We start from the raw sequence: 15,406 nt of genomic DNA, 5'->3' as shown, positions 1-15,406 counted from the left end.
ACGGCAAGAGCATCAAGCCAGCCGGAATTTCCCCACCAGCCGCTTGAGCACCTTCGCCTGATCGTCGAGCGATTGCGCAGCGGCAGTCGCCTCTTCCACGAGCGCCGCGTTCTGCTGCGTGCCGGCGTCCATCTGCGTGACCGCGCGGCTGATTTCCTCGATGCCCGAGCGCTGCTCGCGCGAAGCCGCCGAAATTTCACCGATGATGTCGTTTACGCGTCTCACGGCCTTTACGACTTCGTCCATCGTCGAGCCCGCGTCCTGCGCCAGCGTCGAGCCATTGGTCACGCGCTCGACGGACGCGCCGATCAGCGCCTTGATCTCCTTGGCCGCCGCCGCGCTGCGCTGCGCGAGGCTGCGCACCTCGCCCGCCACCACGGCGAACCCGCGCCCTTCCTCGCCCGCACGCGCCGCTTCCACGGCGGCATTGAGCGCGAGAATGTTGGTCTGGAACGCAATGCCCTCGATCACGCCGATGATGTCCGCGATACTCTTCGCGCTGTCGTTGATCTCCTGCATCGTCGCGACCACACGCCCCACCACCGAGCCGCCCTTCTCCGCGATTGCCGAGGCGTTGCCCGCGAGCGTGCTGGCCTGTTCGGCGTTTTCGGCATTCAGGCGCACCGTGGACGTGAGCTGCTCCATGCTGCTCGCCGTGCGCTCGAGCGCCATGGCCTGTTCTTCAGTGCGGCGCGACAGATCGAGATTGCCGGTCGAGATTTCGCCCGAGGCGGAGGCGATCGCCTCAGCGCTGGCCGCGATTTCGGCCACCGTGGTCGAGAGCCCTTTCTGCATGTCGCGCAGGGCGCCCAGCATGCTCGCCGAGTCGCGTGCGTGAACCGTGACGGGCTGTGCCAGATCGCCCGCCGCGATGCGCGCCGCGATGGCCTTGGCGTGCGCGGGCTCGCCGCCCAGTTGCCGCGCGATGCGGCGCACGACCCATTCGCTCACGAAGAACGCGAGCACGAACATGGCCACGGTCGCCACGGCCATCATCACGAACGACGACTGGAAGATGAACTCGGCCTTCGCGATGGTCGCCTTCGCGGCCGTCCCGCGCTGCGTGACGAGGTCGTTGACGAGCGTTTCGAGCTTGCCGGTCTCCACGAGCAGCGAGACGTCCTGCGTGCCCACCTGCCAGCTCATCTGCGAGAGATCGAGCGGCTGCTGCTTCACGAGCGTCACGAACTCGCGCAGATGGCCGCTCCACGCCGTGGTCGCATCGGCGAGCTTCTTTTGCAGTGCGAGCGCGTCGCCGCCCTGCTCCTGCGCGTATTGCTGCAGCTGGCTCATGCCGCGCTCGAGCGCGCCGAGATCCTTGTCGATGTCCTGGCCCAGTTCGTCGCGCTCGCGCGCCGTGGTCGCGGTGAGCAGCATCTTCTGTGCGCGGCTCGCACGCAGCACGTGGCCGCGCGCTTCCTCGGCGGCGCGGCTCGCGACGTAGCCCTGTTCATAGATCGATTGCGTCGAGCCGTTTAGGCGGCTGATTTGCGCGAGCGAAACGGCGCCGATGGCGAGCGTGCCGATCAGCACCAGCGCGAAGGCGAGGCGCAGTGTGGCCTTCACGGAAAGCCGCGAGTGTCGCGTTGCCGCGCCGGCGCGTCCCGTTTTGCGTTGCTGTGCGTTCGCCGCGCTGCCTGCCGGATCCTGCGGCACGAAGCCCGCGTGCCTGCCGCCTTGCGATACTGCTTTCATCTTTTCGGTCTCCAGCATTGTTGTCAGGCTCAGCGCCATCGTTCTTGATTTGCGCTACGCCTCAACCCCGGTCTACGGCACACCGGCGCGCAATCTTTAACCCCGTCGCGCGCGGTGCGGCCCGCATTCCGGCCCCGTATTGCGCACCTCGTGGGCGCACATATCGGCGGTTTATACATGGCCAAAATGAAACGCCAAAAATCCCGGAGCAATTTCGAGTATTGGCTCCGGCCCCTTGCGGCATTGGGCCGCAGGGTAACGGCGCGCTGTTCATGTCTGATTCTCGACAAATCTTGTCCGTACAGTTCAAGCAAGACACATTACACTGCGCTCATAACTCCTATACATGTCCTTTCATGCCGTCGCCGCTGCCCGCCTGGGGTGGTGCCCGCTGAATACTCTCTGCTGCTACCGAAAACATGGAAACCAGTCTCGACAAGCGCGCCCTCCCGGGCGCCGCCGCCGGCTCTTCCGCGGCCGCTTCCGCCCCCGCCGCGGGTGCGGTGCAACGCACCGTCTATTCGGTGCTGGGCGCGATCAGCTTCTCGCACCTGCTCAACGACATGATCCAGTCGCTGATCCTTGCCATCTACCCGATGCTCAAGGACAACTTCTCGCTGTCGTTCACGCAGATCGGTCTCATCACCCTCACCTACCAGATCACGGCGTCGATGCTGCAGCCGCTGGTGGGCGTTTTCACCGACAAGCGGCCCCTGCCGTACTCGCTGCCCGTTGGCATGGGCTTCACGCTGTGCGGCCTGCTGCTGATGTCGGTCGCGCCGACCTTCGGCGTGCTGCTCGTGGCAGCCGCACTGGTGGGCTGCGGCTCGTCGGTGTTCCATCCGGAGTCCTCGCGCGTGGCGCGCATGGCGTCGGGCGGGCGTCACGGACTCGCGCAGTCGCTCTTCCAGGTGGGCGGCAACGCGGGCACGTCGCTCGGGCCGCTGCTCGCCGCCGCGATCGTCATTCCGCACGGCCAGCGCAGCATCGCGTGGTTCTCGGCGGCAGCGCTCGTCGGCATGGTCGTGCTCACGCAGATCGGCCGCTGGTACAAGGCCCATCCCGCGATGAAGAAAAAGCGCGCCGAGGTGCCGCACGTCGTGCTCCCGCGCAAGCGGGTGGCGACCGCCATGGGCGTTCTCGTGCTGCTCGTGTTCTCGAAGTACTTCTACCTCGCGAGCATCAACAGCTACTTCACGTTCTATCTGATCGACCGCTTCCACCTCTCCGTGCAGGCCGCGCAGATCCATCTGTTCGTGTTCCTCGCCGCCGTTGCCGCAGGCACGATCATCGGCGGCCCGGTGGGTGACCGCATCGGCCGCAAGTACGTGATCTGGGTCTCGATTCTCGGCGTGGCGCCGTTCACGCTGCTCCTGCCGTACGCCAACCTGTTCTGGACCGGCGTGCTCACGGTGATCATCGGCGTGGTGCTGGCTTCGGCGTTCTCGGCCATCCTCGTCTATGCGCAGGAGCTGATTCCGGGCAAGGTGGGCATGGTCGCGGGCCTCTTCTTCGGCTTCGCGTTCGGCCTCGGCGGCATCGGCGCAGCGGTGCTCGGACAGTTGGCGGATGCGACCAGCATCGGCTTCGTCTACAAGGTCTGCTCGTTCCTGCCGCTCATCGGCATCCTCACCGTGTTGCTGCCCGACGTGGAAGGCAAGCGCGCGAAGAAGACCGCGTAAGCAGGTGGCATAAGCGCAGCGCAGCGCGGGTCGCTCAGCAAAACGGCCGGACGTCCCTCGGGACTCCGGCCGTTGTTCGTTGTGCGCCTGCACAGGCTTTGCCTCGCCGCGACTTCGTACTAGGCTTGTGGTTGGCCGCCGCCGCCCGCCAGCCCCTTCGGCCCGGCGAAAGGCGGCGCTTTCGAGACGCCCGCGCACGAGGTTCGCCATGCAACTGTCCACGGTAGAGATCGAAAAGCCCGAAGCCACCAACTTCATCCTGGGCCAGACCCACTTCATCAAATCCGTCGAGGATCTGCACGAGGCGCTCTACAGCACGGTGCCGGGCATCCAGTTCGGCGTCGCGTTCTGCGAAGCGTCGGGCAAGCGGCTCGTGCGGCGTTCGGGCACACAGGACGCGCTCATCGAGATGGCTACGCAAAACGCGTTGCGCATCGCCGCGGGTCACTGCTTCATCGTCTTTCTCGGCGACGGTTTCTTCCCCATCAACGTGCTCAACGCGATCAAGGCCGTCCCCGAGGTCTGCCGCATCTTCTGCGCCACCGCGAACCCCACGCAGGTGCTGATCGCGGAAACAGACCAGGGGCGGGGCATCGTCGGCGTGGTGGACGGCATGCCGCCGCTGGGCATCGAGGCCGAGGACGACGTGCGCTGGCGCAAGGACCTGTTGCGCGCAATCGGCTACAAGGCCTGAGCGCCGATGACAACGCTGTGTGCGGCGATCGAGCGGCAGACTGCGCACGCGCTCGCGTGCGGCGCGCTTCATCCCATCGAGACGGCGCATACCTGCATCGACGATGGCGGCATGCGCTTCTCCGTGCGCGTGGCCGGGAATCTCGCGCGGAAGGAGGCGGCGCGGCTCACGCCGCAGACGTCGACTTCTTCTGCTGGAGAGGCGCCGCGCGATCCGTTCCTGCCTTACGAGCCCGATCTCTTCGTCGGCGATCTTTCGCCCACGCATGTCGCGCTGCTCAACAAGTTCAATGTGATCGACCGGCATCTGCTGATCGTGACGCGCCGCTACGAGCCGCAGGAAGCGCTGCTCGACGCGGCGGACTTCACCGCGCTGATAGCGGTGCTGCGCGAGATCGACGGACTCGGGTTCTACAACGGCGGCGCAGCCGCGGGCGCGAGCCAGCCACACAAGCATTTGCAGATGGTGCCGCTGCCGCTCGCAGTCGATGCACCTCACGTGGCGCCGCTCGAAACGCTGCTCGGCGGCGCGCAGGCGGTGCCCGGCGCGCGTCCCATCGCGATCGTGCCGGGGCTCGCGTTTCGCCATGCGTTCGCGCGCCTCGACCTCGGCCCCGACACGGGCCCGGCGGACAGCGCCGCGCATATCGCACTCGACTGCTATCGCGCGCTGCTGGACGCGGCGGGCGTGCCCGCTATCGGCCTGGGCGGCGTGGCGCATCAGGGCGCGCCGTACAACCTGCTCGTCACGAGCCGGTGGATGCTGGTGGTGCCGCGCGTGGCGGAATGCATCGAAGGGATCTCGGTGAACTCGCTCGGCTTCGCCGGCTCGTTCTTCGTGCGCAACGCGGCGCAGTTGCAGACGCTCGCGCAGCTCGGCCCGATGACGGCGCTGGAACGCGTAAGCGTGGCGCGCTAAGGCGCGTCTAGCCGACCGCGTCTAGCCGACCGCGTCTAGCCGACAACGAGCGGCTCGAGCGCCGCGCGCAGCGCGTCGGGCAACGCGCTCACGGGCCGGCGCGTCGCCCGATCGACGTAGACGTGCACGAAATGCCCCTGCGCCACGGGCGCGTCCTCGCCTTCGCGAAAGAGCCCGACCTCGTAACGCACGCTCGACGAACCGAGACGCGCGACGCGCAGGCCCGCCTCCACGCGCTCCGGAAACACGAGCGGCGCGAAGTAGTTGCACTGCGTTTCGACGACGAGCCCGATGGTCGTGCCGTGCTCGATGTCGAGCGCGCCCGCGCGAATCAGATACTCGTTCACCACAGTGTCGAAGTAGCTGTAGTAGACGACGTTGTTCACGTGGCCGTAGACATCGTTGTCCATCCAGCGCGTGCCGATCGGCAGGAAATGACGATACCCGGATCGGGCGACGGTGACGGGTCGGTTCATCGAGGAGATCGAGGGAAGGCGTAGCGGGAAAGCGTCGATCGTCGCGCGGCCATCACTGGCCCGGACGCTCGACGAACTCGAACGGCAGGCCGCGCCGGCGCATCCATTCGCCGAGCGCCTGGCCCGTGCCCGCGCGCCACGGCCGCAGCTTCGCGGGCTCGATGAGGCGGTATTCGAGCAGTTCCGGCGAGAGCGAGATCGTGCCCGACGCCTTCACGTGATACGCGATGATGAGCTCGTTCTTGCGCATGAACTCGTACACGCCAACCAGTTCGACGCTCTCGGCGCGCAGCGCGGTTTCTTCATGCACCTCGCGCGCGATGCCCTCCTCGGGCGTCTCGCCGTTTTCGAGAAAACCGGTGATGAGCGCGAACATGCCTTCGGGCCAGGCCGCGTTACGGGCGAGCAGAATGCGGCCCTCGTACTCGACGATCGCCGCCACGACGGGCAGCGGATTATTCCAGTGGACGTAACCACAGACGTGGTCCGGGCAGGCAAGACGCACCCGGCCGCCTTCGTGGGCGGGATCGGCGCGCTCGGTCAGGCGCGTAGCGCAGCGCGGGCAAAACTGGTAGTCGCTCATGGGGAAAAAGGCAGGGGTCGATGGCGCTGGGAACCGGCCGCGCGGCCCGGGGGACGCTCGCGGCGCGCGCGAAAGCGTCCATTTTAGTGTGCTATCGGAGTCGGCGTGCGGCCTCGCGCGTACGCCAGGCCCGCCATACGAGCCCGATCGCGCCGGCCACGAGCGCGAGTGCCGCGAGCCACAGCGAAGGCGAGAACGAGCCCGTCGACGCCGCGAGCGGCGCGGCCACGAGCGGCCCCGCGATCTGCCCGATGCCATAGGCGGCCGTCGCATAGCCCATCAGCGCGGCGGCATGCTCGCCACGCAGTAGACGCGCTTCGCGCATCGCGAAGAGCGTGATCGCCGTGAACGGCAGTCCGATCAACACGCTGCCGAACGAGAAGCCCGCGGCGTTGGGCCAGATGATCCCAAGCACGATGCCCACGGCCTGCAGCACGTAGGCGCCCGCCAGCATCAGGCGGTTGTCCCAATGCAGCGGAAAGCGCGCAGCCAGCAGCGCGCCGGCGATCAGCGCCGCGCCAAGCATCGGCCAGAACAGATCGGGCCATGCCGACCCGGGCAGCGCATGGCGCGCGATCACGGGCAGGAACGTCGCCGTGATGATGTAGCCGAAGCCCGGCACGCCGTAGAGCAGCACGAGCCAGAAAGCGTCGGCGCGGCGGCCTTCGCGCTCGTGCGCGACGCTTGCCGCAGCACTTGCGGCACTCGCTGCGGGACGCGGCGCTAGCGCGCGCATGTCTTCTCCAAACGTCGACCAGACGACGGCGGCGAGCAGTGCGCTGATTAGCCCGAAGCCGATCCACCCCGTCCGCGCGCCGAGACCGCCTGCCGCGCTCACGAACAACCCGGTCGCAATAATGCCGATGCCGGGACCGGTGTAGATCACGCCGCCCCACTCGTTCGCGCCGAGCTGCGCGAGCCGCCGCAGGCCCCACTGCGAGGCGAAGACGAAAGTCCACGCGCTCACCGCGCCCGCCACGAAGCGCACCACCGCCCAGATCCAGAACTGCTGGGTGAAGCCCATCGCGAGTGTAAGGAGCACCGTGGCCACGAGGCCCGCGCGCACGATCTTCGCGGGCGCCATGCGCAGCGCGACGCAACTGATCGCGCCAACGAAGTAGCCCGCGTAGTTCAGGGATGCGAGCCAGCCGCCGTGGCGCAGGTCGAGCGCGCCGCCGTGCAGCATCAGCGGCAAAAGCGGCGTAAAGGCGAAGCGCCCGACGCCCAGCGCGACGGCGAGGCTCACCATGCAGGCCAACGCCGCGCGACGGCCGGCATGCGGGCGTGGCTCGGAAACGTGGACGGCGCCGGGGACGTAGTCGTTCATGAGATTAGCGGATTAAGCAACTGCCTACCATCGTAGGCAATTCTATCGTTCACGAAAAATGAATTATCATGAATCGATGCATTCCGAGGAGAGAACTATGGACCTCGCCGAACTGGCGATTTTCCGGGCGGTCGTGCGGGAAAACGGCGTGACGCGGGCCGCTGCCAAGCTCAACCGCGTGCAGTCGAACGTGACCACGCGCATCAAGCAGCTCGAAGATCAGCTCGGCACGCCGCTCTTCACGCGTGAGGGCCGCCGCCTCATTCTCACGCCCGCCGGTGAAACCCTGCTGCCCTATGCCGAACGTCTGCTCGCGCTCGCGGACGAAGCGCGCCATGCGCTGAAGGCCGGGCGCCCGGCGGGACGCCTGCGGCTCGGCACCATGGAGAGCGCTGCAGCAAGCCGTCTGCCCGGCCTGCTCGCGCACTATCACCAGACGTGGCCCGAGGTCACGCTCGAACTGGAAACGGGCACGACCGGCACGCTGATCGAGCGCCTGCGCGAGTACGAAATCGATGCCGCGCTGATCGCCACACCGCTCGACGGCCTGCCGGACCCCGAGGTGTTCGAGCTCGTGCCGGTCTATCGCGAGGAACTCGTGATGCTCACGCCGCGCGGGCACCGGCCGATCCGCCAGCCCGGCGACATCGCGCTCTCCACGCTCGTCGCGTTCGAGCGCGGCTGCGCGTATCGCGCCTATGTCGAGCGCTGGTATCTGGAGCACGGCATCCGGCCTTCGCGCGTGCTGGAACTGGGCTCGTATCACGCGATCGTCGCGTGTGTGGCGGCGGGCGCGGGCGTGGCCGTCGCGCCGCGCTCTGTGCTCGAACTGCAACGCGGCGCCGACGAGGTCACGATGCATTCGCTCGGCAAGCTCGGTCAAATCGACACGCTGCTGTCCTGGCGGCGGGGCCACTTTTCGCCCGCGCTCGGCGCGCTGAAGGAAGCGCTGCTGGAGCATGCGCAACGCACGGGCAGCGCGGCGTTGCCATTAGCGGGTGAAGCTGCAGCCACGCCCTCAGGTCTTCACGCCATATAAGCCGCGCGGGAAACAAAAAGGGCTGCCCTCACGGACAGCCCTTTTTCGCCGCAAAGCGGCGTTCAAGCCGCGACGCGCGGATTACAGCTTCGCTTCGACCCAGCCCTTCACGCCGGCGAGCGCGGCCGGCAGGTTGGCCGGCTCGGTGCCGCCTGCCTGCGCCATGTCGGGACGGCCACCGCCCTTGCCGCCGACCTGCTGGGCGACGAAGTTTACGAGTTCGCCGGCCTTGACCTTCTTGCTCGCCTCGGCGGTCACGCCCGCGATCAGACTGACCTTGCCGCCGTCCACAGCCGCCAGCACGATCGCCGCGCTCTTGAGCTTGTCCTTGAGCTTGTCCACGGTCTCGCGCAGCGTCTTCGAATCGGCGCCATCGAGCGTCGCCGCCAGTACGTGCACGCCGTTCACTTCGATGGCCTGCCCCACGAGCTCGTCGCCCTGGCTCGAAGCGAGCTTCGACTTGAGCGCGCCCAGTTCCTTCTCCAGCGACTTCACCTGGTCCTGAACTTGCGCGATGCGCTGCGTGAGTTCCGAAGGCTGCGCCTTCAGCGCCGCGGCTGCCGCGTTGATGTTGGCGTCGAGGTCCTGCACGAAGCGCACGGCGTTGTCGCCCGTGATCGCTTCCACGCGGCGGATACCCGCGGCCACGCCGCCTTCCATCACGATCTTGAAGAAACCGATGTCGCCGCTGCGCGTGACGTGCGTGCCGCCGCACAGCTCGCGCGAGAACCCGAGGTCGAGCACGCGCACTTCGTCGCCGTACTTCTCGCCGAACAGCGCCATCGCGCCGCCCTTCACCGCGTCGTCGTACGACATTACGCGCACGATGCCGGGCGCGTTCGCGAGCACTTCCGCGTTGACGATCTGCTCGACGCGGCGGATTTCGTCGTCCGTCATCGGTGCGTTGTGCGCGAAGTCGAAGCGGGTCTTATCCGCGTCGACGAGCGAGCCCTTCTGCTGCACGTGCGAACCGAGCACCTCGCGCAGCGCCTTGTGCATCAAGTGCGTGGCCGAGTGGTTGCGCGCGGTGCGGGCGCGGCGAATGGCGTCGATTTCCGCCTTCACGACGTCGCCAACCTTAAGCGTGCCCTGCTCGAGCGTGCCGTGGTGGCCACTCACATCTGCCTGAACCTTGAGCGTGTCGGCCACGGCGAAACGGATGCTCGCGTTCGAGATCACGCCCTGGTCGCCCACCTGGCCACCCGATTCCGCGTAAAACGGCGTGTGGTCGAGCACGACCACGGCGTCCTGGCCCGTCTTCACCTCGCCCACCGAAGCGCCGTCCACGTAAAGCGCGACCACCTTCGCGTCGTCGAACGCGATTTCCTCGTAGCCGTGGAACGACGTCTTCGCGCCCGAGTATTCGAGGCCCTGCGTCATCTTGAACTTGCCTGCCGCGCGCGCCTGCTCGCGCTGACGCGCCATGGCTTCGTCGAACGCCGGTTCGTCGACCGTGACGTTGCGTTCGCGGCAAACGTCGGCCGTGAGGTCGAGCGGGAAGCCGTACGTGTCGTGCAGCTTGAACGCGAGTTCGCCCGAGAGCGTCTTGGCGCCCTTGGCTTCGAGGTCGGCCAGTTCAGCTTCGAGAATCGACATGCCGTGCTCGATGGTCTCGAAGAAGCGCTCTTCTTCCTGGCGCAGCACGTCGGTTACGCGCTGCTGCGCATCGGCGAGTTCCGGATAGGCCGCGCCCATTTCGGCGACGAGGTCCGCCACGAGCTTGTGGAAGAACGCGCCCTTCTGGCCGAGCTTGTAGCCGTGGCGGATCGCGCGGCGCACGATGCGGCGCAGCACGTAGCCGCGGCCTTCGTTGCCGGGAATCACGCCGTCGACGATCAGGAACGAGCACGCGCGGATATGGTCGGCAATGACCTTCAGCGAGTTGTTCGTGAGGTCAGGCGTATTCGTTTCGCGCGAAGCCGCCTTGATGAGGTTCTGGAACAGGTCGATCTCATAGTTGCTGTGCACGTGCTGGAGCACCGCGGCGAGACGCTCCAGCCCCATGCCCGTGTCGACGCACTGCTTGGGCAGCGGCGTCATGTTGCCCTGGGCATCGCGGTTGAACTGCATGAACACGAGATTCCAGATCTCGATGAAGCGGTCGCCGTCTTCTTCAGGAGAACCCGGGGGGCCGCCCCAGATTTCCGGGCCGTGGTCGTAGAACACTTCCGAGCACGGGCCGCAGGGACCGGTGTCGGCCATCTGCCAGAAGTTGTCCGACGCGTAACGCGCGCCCTTGTTGTCGCCGATGCGGATGATGCGCTCGACCGGTACGCCGATTTCCTTCGCCCAGATGTCGAAGGCTTCGTCGTCTTCCTTGTAGACGGTGACCGTGAGCTTTTCCGCCGGCAGCGCGTAGACCTTGGTCAGCAGCTCCCAGCAGTAGTGGATTGCGTCGCGCTTGAAGTAGTCGCCAAACGAGAAGTTGCCGAGCATCTCGAAGAACGTGTGGTGACGCGCCGTATAGCCGACGTTCTCGAGGTCGTTGTGCTTGCCGCCTGCGCGCACGCTGCGCTGCGCGGTCGTGGCGCGCGTGTACGGGCGCTTCTCGGTGCCGAGGAACACGTCCTTGAACTGCACCATGCCCGAGTTGGTGAAGAGCAGTGTCGGGTCGTTGCCCGGCACGAGGCTCGACGAGCGCACGATCGTGTGGCCCTTCGATTCGAAGAACTTGAGGAATTTCTCGCGGATGTCGGCGGCTTTCATGGCGTGCGTTGGGTCCTTCCTGGGGCGTACGGTGCTGAATCTTTGTCGTGGTCGCGCTCGGGGCCCATGCTGCTGGCGAAAACCCCGATGCTGAATCGAGCGATTATACGGGATCGTCGCGCGCTCGCGGCGGCGCGCCCGGCGTGGTTTGCATGGGCGCGACAAGGCGCGCGACAGCACATTGGAGCGAATAATTTTGTTCCGCACTGCGGAACCTTGTACCGAATATTGACGCATACCGCGCCTTTTCGCTTACTATGGGCGGCATCGGCCAGCGCACAACACGCGCTCGTGGCCTGCCTTAGAACGACATTGGAAGACACAGCATGGGCGCTCTCAGCCATATCCGCGTACTCGATCTCACCCGCGTCCTCGCCGGACCGTGGTGCGCACAGACCCTCGCCGACTTCGGCGCCGACGTGATCAAGGTGGAGCGCCCCGGTGCCGGCGACGACACACGCCACTGGGGCCCTCCGTACCTGAAGACGCCCGATGGCGCGGACACAGCCGAGGCCGCCTACTACCTCGCCGCGAACCGCAACAAGCGCTCGGTGACGGTGGATATCGCCACGCCCGAGGGGCAGCGCATCGTGCGCGAGCTGGCTGCGCAAAGCGATGTCGTGCTGGAGAACTACAAGGCAGGCCAGTTGAAGAAATACGGCCTCGACTACGCGTCGCTGCGCGAAGTGAAGCCCGATCTCATCTACTGTTCGGTCACCGGCTTCGGCCAGACCGGGCCCTACGCCTCGCGCGCGGGCTACGACTTCATCGTGCAGGGCATGGGCGGCTTCATGAGCATTACCGGCGAGCGCGACGCGCTGCCGGGCGGCGGCCCGCAAAAGGCGGGCGTCGCGATCGCCGACCTCATGACCGGCATGTATTCGACCATTGCCGTGCTGACGGCGCTCGCGCACCGCGACCGCACGGGCGTGGGCCAATACATCGACATGGCGCTGCTCGACGTGCAGGTGGCGATGCTCGCGAACATGAACTCGAACTACCTGGCGAGCGGCAATCCGCCCGCGCGCTGGGGCAACGCGCATCCGAACATCGTGCCCTATCAGGCGTTCCAGACGAGCGATAGCTGGATCATCCTCGCAGTCGGCAACGACGGGCAGTTCCGCAAGTTCGTCGAGGTGGCGGGCCAGCCCGAGCTTGCCGACGACGAGCGCTTCGCGACCAATCCGGCGCGCGTGCGCCATCGCGACACGCTCGTGCCGATCGTTGCCGATCTGATCCGCGCGCGCACGAAAGCCGACTGGATCAGCGCGCTCGAAGCCGCAGGCGTGCCGTGTGGGCCGATCAACAACCTCGCGGAAGTGTTCGAGAACGAGCAGGTGATCGCGCGCGGGTTGCAGGTGGACGTGCCGCACCCATCGGGCGGCACGGCGCGGCTCGTGGGCAACCCCATCCGCATGAGCGAAACGCCGCCGCGCGTGGCGAGTCATCCGCCCACACTCGGCGAGCATACCGATGCGGTACTGCGCGAAGTGCTTGGCTACGGCGAGGAGCAGGTGGCGGCGCTGCGCAGCAAGGGCGTGGTGTAACGCACGGGCGGCTGCTTAGCCGCCCACTTTCCCCATCGACATCAGCCACTCCAGCCCCTGCGGCCAGTCATCGAGCCTACTTTCCGCATTGATATGCCCGCGCGCGCCGATGTCGATCCAGCGGCTGCCCCACGCCTGCGCGCAGCGCTCCGAGAACGCCACGCCGCCATACGGATCGTCGCTGCTGGCGACTACGACGCTCCCAAACGGCAGCGCCGCCAGCGGAACCGGATCGAAGCCTCGCGCCTCGCGCGGAAATTCGGGACCGTGCGGATCGGGTAGCGCCACCAGCAGCGCGCCAGCCACCTTCGCGCGCGTCGCCGCGCTCGCGTGATGCGCGGCCCAGTGCGCCACGGTCAGGCAGCCAAGGCTGTGAGCGGCGAAGCGCACGCCAGCAGGCGCGCGCTGTACGGCAGCCTCCAGCGCCGCGCACCACGTCTCGCAGTCCGGGTGCATCCAGTCGGGCATCTGCACCCTTGTGAAGCCCGCGTGCGCGGCTTCCCAGCGCGTCTGCCAGTGCCCCGGCCCCGAATCCATATAGCCCGGTAGCACCAGCACCGGCGTTTCGCTCGTCGTCACGTTTTCCCCTCGTTTGTTGTGGTCCGCGCGACGATCCGGCACCGGGACTGGCACGGCGGGTCGCGTCAGGTAGAATGGAAGACACCATCGGGTGCCCAGTTACGCGCTTTTATCCTTTTGACGGGCGCCCTCGAACGACTCCCTTTTCGCATGAATACCGAACGTAAAGACGCCGACCGCACGGAAGCGCCTGCGGCATCCAATTTCATCCGCAACATCATCGACGACGACAACCGCTCGGGCAAGTGGGCGCAGCGTGTGGAAACGCGTTTCCCGCCGGAGCCGAACGGCTATCTGCACATCGGCCACGCGAAGAGCATCTGCCTGAACTTCGGCGTCGCGAAAAGCTACGGCGGCGTGTGCCACCTGCGCTTTGACGACACGAACCCGGAGAAGGAAGACGTCGAGTACGTCAACTCCATCATCGACGCCGTCGAATGGCTCGGCTTCGAGTGGAAGAAAGACGATCAGGAATACCTCTTCTACGCGAGCGACTACTACGACAAGCTCTACGAGTTCGCCGAACTGCTGATCCAGCGCGGCCGCGCGTATGTCGACAGCCAGTCGCCGGAAGAGATGCGCGCGAACCGCGGCTCCGCCACCGAAGCCGGCAAGAACTCGCCGTTCCGCGATCGCTCCGTCGACGAAAACCTCGACCTCTTCCGCCGCATGAAGGCAGGCGAATTCGAGGAAGGCGCACATGTGCTGCGAGCGAAGATCGACATGGCGTCGCCGAACTTCAACATGCGCGATCCGGTGATCTACCGCATCCGCTTCGCGCATCACTACCGAACCGGCGACAAGTGGTGCGTGTACCCGATGTACGACTACACGCACTGCATCTCGGACGCGCTGGAAAACATCACACATTCGCTGTGTACGCTCGAGTTCGAAGACCATCGCCCGCTGTATGACTGGGTGCTGGGCGAACTCGCCGACGCCGGCGTGTTCGCACGCCCGCTGCCGCAACAAATCGAGTTTTCGCGCCTGAACCTCACCTACGCGATCACGAGCAAGCGCAAGCTGCTGCAACTGGTGACCGAAGGCCATGTGGAAGGCTGGGACGACCCGCGCATGCCGACCATCGTCGGCGTGCGCCGCCGCGGCTTCACGCCCGAAGCGATCCAGCTCTTCTGCGAGCGTATCGGCGTGACGAAGGTCGATTCGTGGATCGACATGAGCGTGTTCGAAGGCGCGCTGCGCGACGACCTCGACGACAAGGCGCCGCGCACGGCCGCCGTGCTCGACCCGCTCAAGCTCATCATCGACAACTATCCGGAAGGTCAAAGCGAAGACTGCACGGCACCCGTGCATCCGCACCATCCGGAGCGCGGCTTGCGCACGTTCCCGATCTCGCGCGAGCTGTGGATCGAGCGCGAGGACTTCAACGAAACGCCGCCGAAGGGCTATTTCCGCCTGTTCCCGGGCAACAAGGTGCGTCTGCGCTATGGCTTCGTGATCGAATGCACGGGCGCGGACAAGGACGAGAACGGCAACGTGATCGCCGTGCACTGCAACTACTTCCCGGACAGCAAGTCGGGCACGGAAGGCGCGAACAACTACAAGGTGAAGGGCAACATTCACTGGGTCAGCGCACCGCATGCGTGCCCGGCGGAAGTGCGCCTCTACGATCGCCTGTTCCGCGAAGAGCAGCCCGACGCGGGCGGCCGCGACTTCCTCGAGGCGCTCAATCCGGATTCGAAGCGCGTGGTGCAAGCGTATCTGGAACCTGGCGCACGCGACGCCGCGCCGGAAGACCGCTATCAATTCGAGCGCCATGGCTACTTCGTCGCCGACCGCTACGATTCGAAGCTGGGTGCGCCGGTTTTCAACCGCATCGTCGGTTTGCGCGACAGCTGGGGCAAGTAAGGCTCGCGCCGCGCCTGCCGGCCAACAAAAAGCCCGCACGGATTTGTGAACTGACCCCGGAAAGCTGGACAGTATTTGGCTAGGGCCGAACGGGCTGAGTTCTGTACATCACAGGACTCAGCCCGTTTAACTTCAGCTTGATGCGTTGGTGATTGTAGTAGTGAATGTAGTGTTTGATGCCGGCCTGAAGTGCTTCGATGCTCTCGAAGCGAGTCGGGTAAAAGAACTCGGACTTCAGGGTGCCGAAGAAGCTTTCCATGGCGGCGTTATCGTGGCAGTTGCCCTTGCGCG

13 protein-coding genes are annotated in these 15,406 nt (G+C 66.2%); 6 read left to right on the top strand and 7 right to left on the bottom strand.

The window, feature by feature from the left end:
- Nucleotides 1-12: 12 nt before the first annotated feature.
- On the bottom strand, nucleotides 13-1,695 hold the full coding sequence (locus M3I54_RS31605; RefSeq protein WP_254343055.1) for a methyl-accepting chemotaxis protein: 1,683 nt from the start codon (nucleotides 1,693-1,695) through the stop codon (nucleotides 13-15).
- 419 nt (nucleotides 1,696-2,114) lie between these two features.
- On the opposite strand from M3I54_RS31605, the gene M3I54_RS31600 reads away from it, so the two are divergent.
- From M3I54_RS31600 to M3I54_RS31590, 3 genes are all read left to right on the top strand, one after another.
- Nucleotides 2,115-3,377, top strand: a complete 1,263-nt coding sequence (locus tag M3I54_RS31600) for an MFS transporter (RefSeq protein ID WP_254343054.1) — start codon at nucleotides 2,115-2,117, stop codon at nucleotides 3,375-3,377.
- A gap of 208 nt (nucleotides 3,378-3,585) precedes the next feature.
- Nucleotides 3,586-4,071 (top strand): adenosine-specific kinase, encoded by a 486-nt coding sequence (locus M3I54_RS31595; protein WP_254343053.1) that lies wholly within the window; start codon nucleotides 3,586-3,588, stop codon nucleotides 4,069-4,071.
- A gap of 6 nt (nucleotides 4,072-4,077) precedes the next feature.
- Nucleotides 4,078-4,989: a DUF4922 domain-containing protein gene (locus M3I54_RS31590; protein ID WP_254343052.1), complete on the top strand. Its 912-nt coding sequence runs from the start codon at nucleotides 4,078-4,080 to the stop codon at nucleotides 4,987-4,989.
- A gap of 35 nt (nucleotides 4,990-5,024) precedes the next feature.
- Here M3I54_RS31590 and M3I54_RS31585 read toward each other — a convergent pair whose 3' ends face one another.
- The 3 genes from M3I54_RS31585 to M3I54_RS31575 all read right to left on the bottom strand — a co-directional run bounded on the left by M3I54_RS31585 (nucleotide 5,025) and on the right by M3I54_RS31575 (nucleotide 7,375).
- Nucleotides 5,025-5,465: a thioesterase family protein gene (locus tag M3I54_RS31585; RefSeq protein ID WP_254343051.1), complete on the bottom strand. Its 441-nt coding sequence runs from the start codon at nucleotides 5,463-5,465 to the stop codon at nucleotides 5,025-5,027.
- Nucleotides 5,466-5,517: 52 nt separating this feature from the next.
- On the bottom strand, nucleotides 5,518-6,048 hold the full coding sequence (locus tag M3I54_RS31580; protein WP_254343050.1) for an NUDIX domain-containing protein: 531 nt from the start codon (nucleotides 6,046-6,048) through the stop codon (nucleotides 5,518-5,520).
- A 91-nt stretch (nucleotides 6,049-6,139) separates the two neighbouring features.
- A complete protein-coding gene (locus M3I54_RS31575; RefSeq protein WP_309249659.1) occupies nucleotides 6,140-7,375 on the bottom strand; it encodes a YbfB/YjiJ family MFS transporter in 1,236 nt (411 codons plus the stop codon).
- 97 nt (nucleotides 7,376-7,472) lie between these two features.
- Here M3I54_RS31575 and M3I54_RS31570 point away from each other — a divergent pair, with 97 nt between their 5' ends.
- Nucleotides 7,473-8,414 (top strand): LysR substrate-binding domain-containing protein, encoded by a 942-nt coding sequence (locus M3I54_RS31570; RefSeq protein WP_254343049.1) that lies wholly within the window; start codon nucleotides 7,473-7,475, stop codon nucleotides 8,412-8,414.
- 81 nt (nucleotides 8,415-8,495) lie between these two features.
- Here M3I54_RS31570 and alaS read toward each other — a convergent pair whose 3' ends face one another.
- Entirely contained in the window at nucleotides 8,496-11,120 is a 2,625-nt protein-coding gene (gene alaS / locus M3I54_RS31565) for an alanine--tRNA ligase (protein WP_254343048.1), read from the bottom strand.
- 326 nt (nucleotides 11,121-11,446) lie between these two features.
- On the opposite strand from alaS, the gene M3I54_RS31560 reads away from it, so the two are divergent.
- The gene (locus M3I54_RS31560; protein WP_254343047.1) at nucleotides 11,447-12,667 is read left to right on the top strand and encodes a CaiB/BaiF CoA-transferase family protein; all 1,221 of its coding nucleotides are present in this window, start codon (nucleotides 11,447-11,449) and stop codon (nucleotides 12,665-12,667) included.
- Between the two features lie 15 nt (nucleotides 12,668-12,682).
- Here the strand turns inward: M3I54_RS31560 and M3I54_RS31555 are convergent, their stop codons facing one another.
- A complete protein-coding gene (locus M3I54_RS31555; protein WP_309249658.1) occupies nucleotides 12,683-13,246 on the bottom strand; it encodes an alpha/beta hydrolase in 564 nt (187 codons plus the stop codon).
- 150 nt (nucleotides 13,247-13,396) lie between these two features.
- On the opposite strand from M3I54_RS31555, the gene M3I54_RS31550 reads away from it, so the two are divergent.
- Complete coding sequence (locus M3I54_RS31550; RefSeq protein WP_254343046.1) at nucleotides 13,397-15,115, top strand: glutamine--tRNA ligase/YqeY domain fusion protein; 1,719 nt, start codon at nucleotides 13,397-13,399, stop codon at nucleotides 15,113-15,115.
- Nucleotides 15,116-15,194: 79 nt separating this feature from the next.
- On the opposite strand, the gene M3I54_RS31545 is transcribed toward M3I54_RS31550, so the two are convergent.
- Nucleotides 15,195-15,406, bottom strand: a 212-nt coding sequence (locus M3I54_RS31545; RefSeq protein ID WP_254343045.1) for an IS3 family transposase, incomplete at its 5' end; no start/stop codon positions are given.

Source organism: Paraburkholderia sp. CNPSo 3274, from assembly GCF_024206475.1.
Classification (GTDB): domain Bacteria; phylum Pseudomonadota; class Gammaproteobacteria; order Burkholderiales; family Burkholderiaceae; genus Paraburkholderia.
The sequence above is the reverse complement of the archived record's forward strand: the minus strand, read 5'-3'. Positions and strand labels throughout refer to the sequence as shown.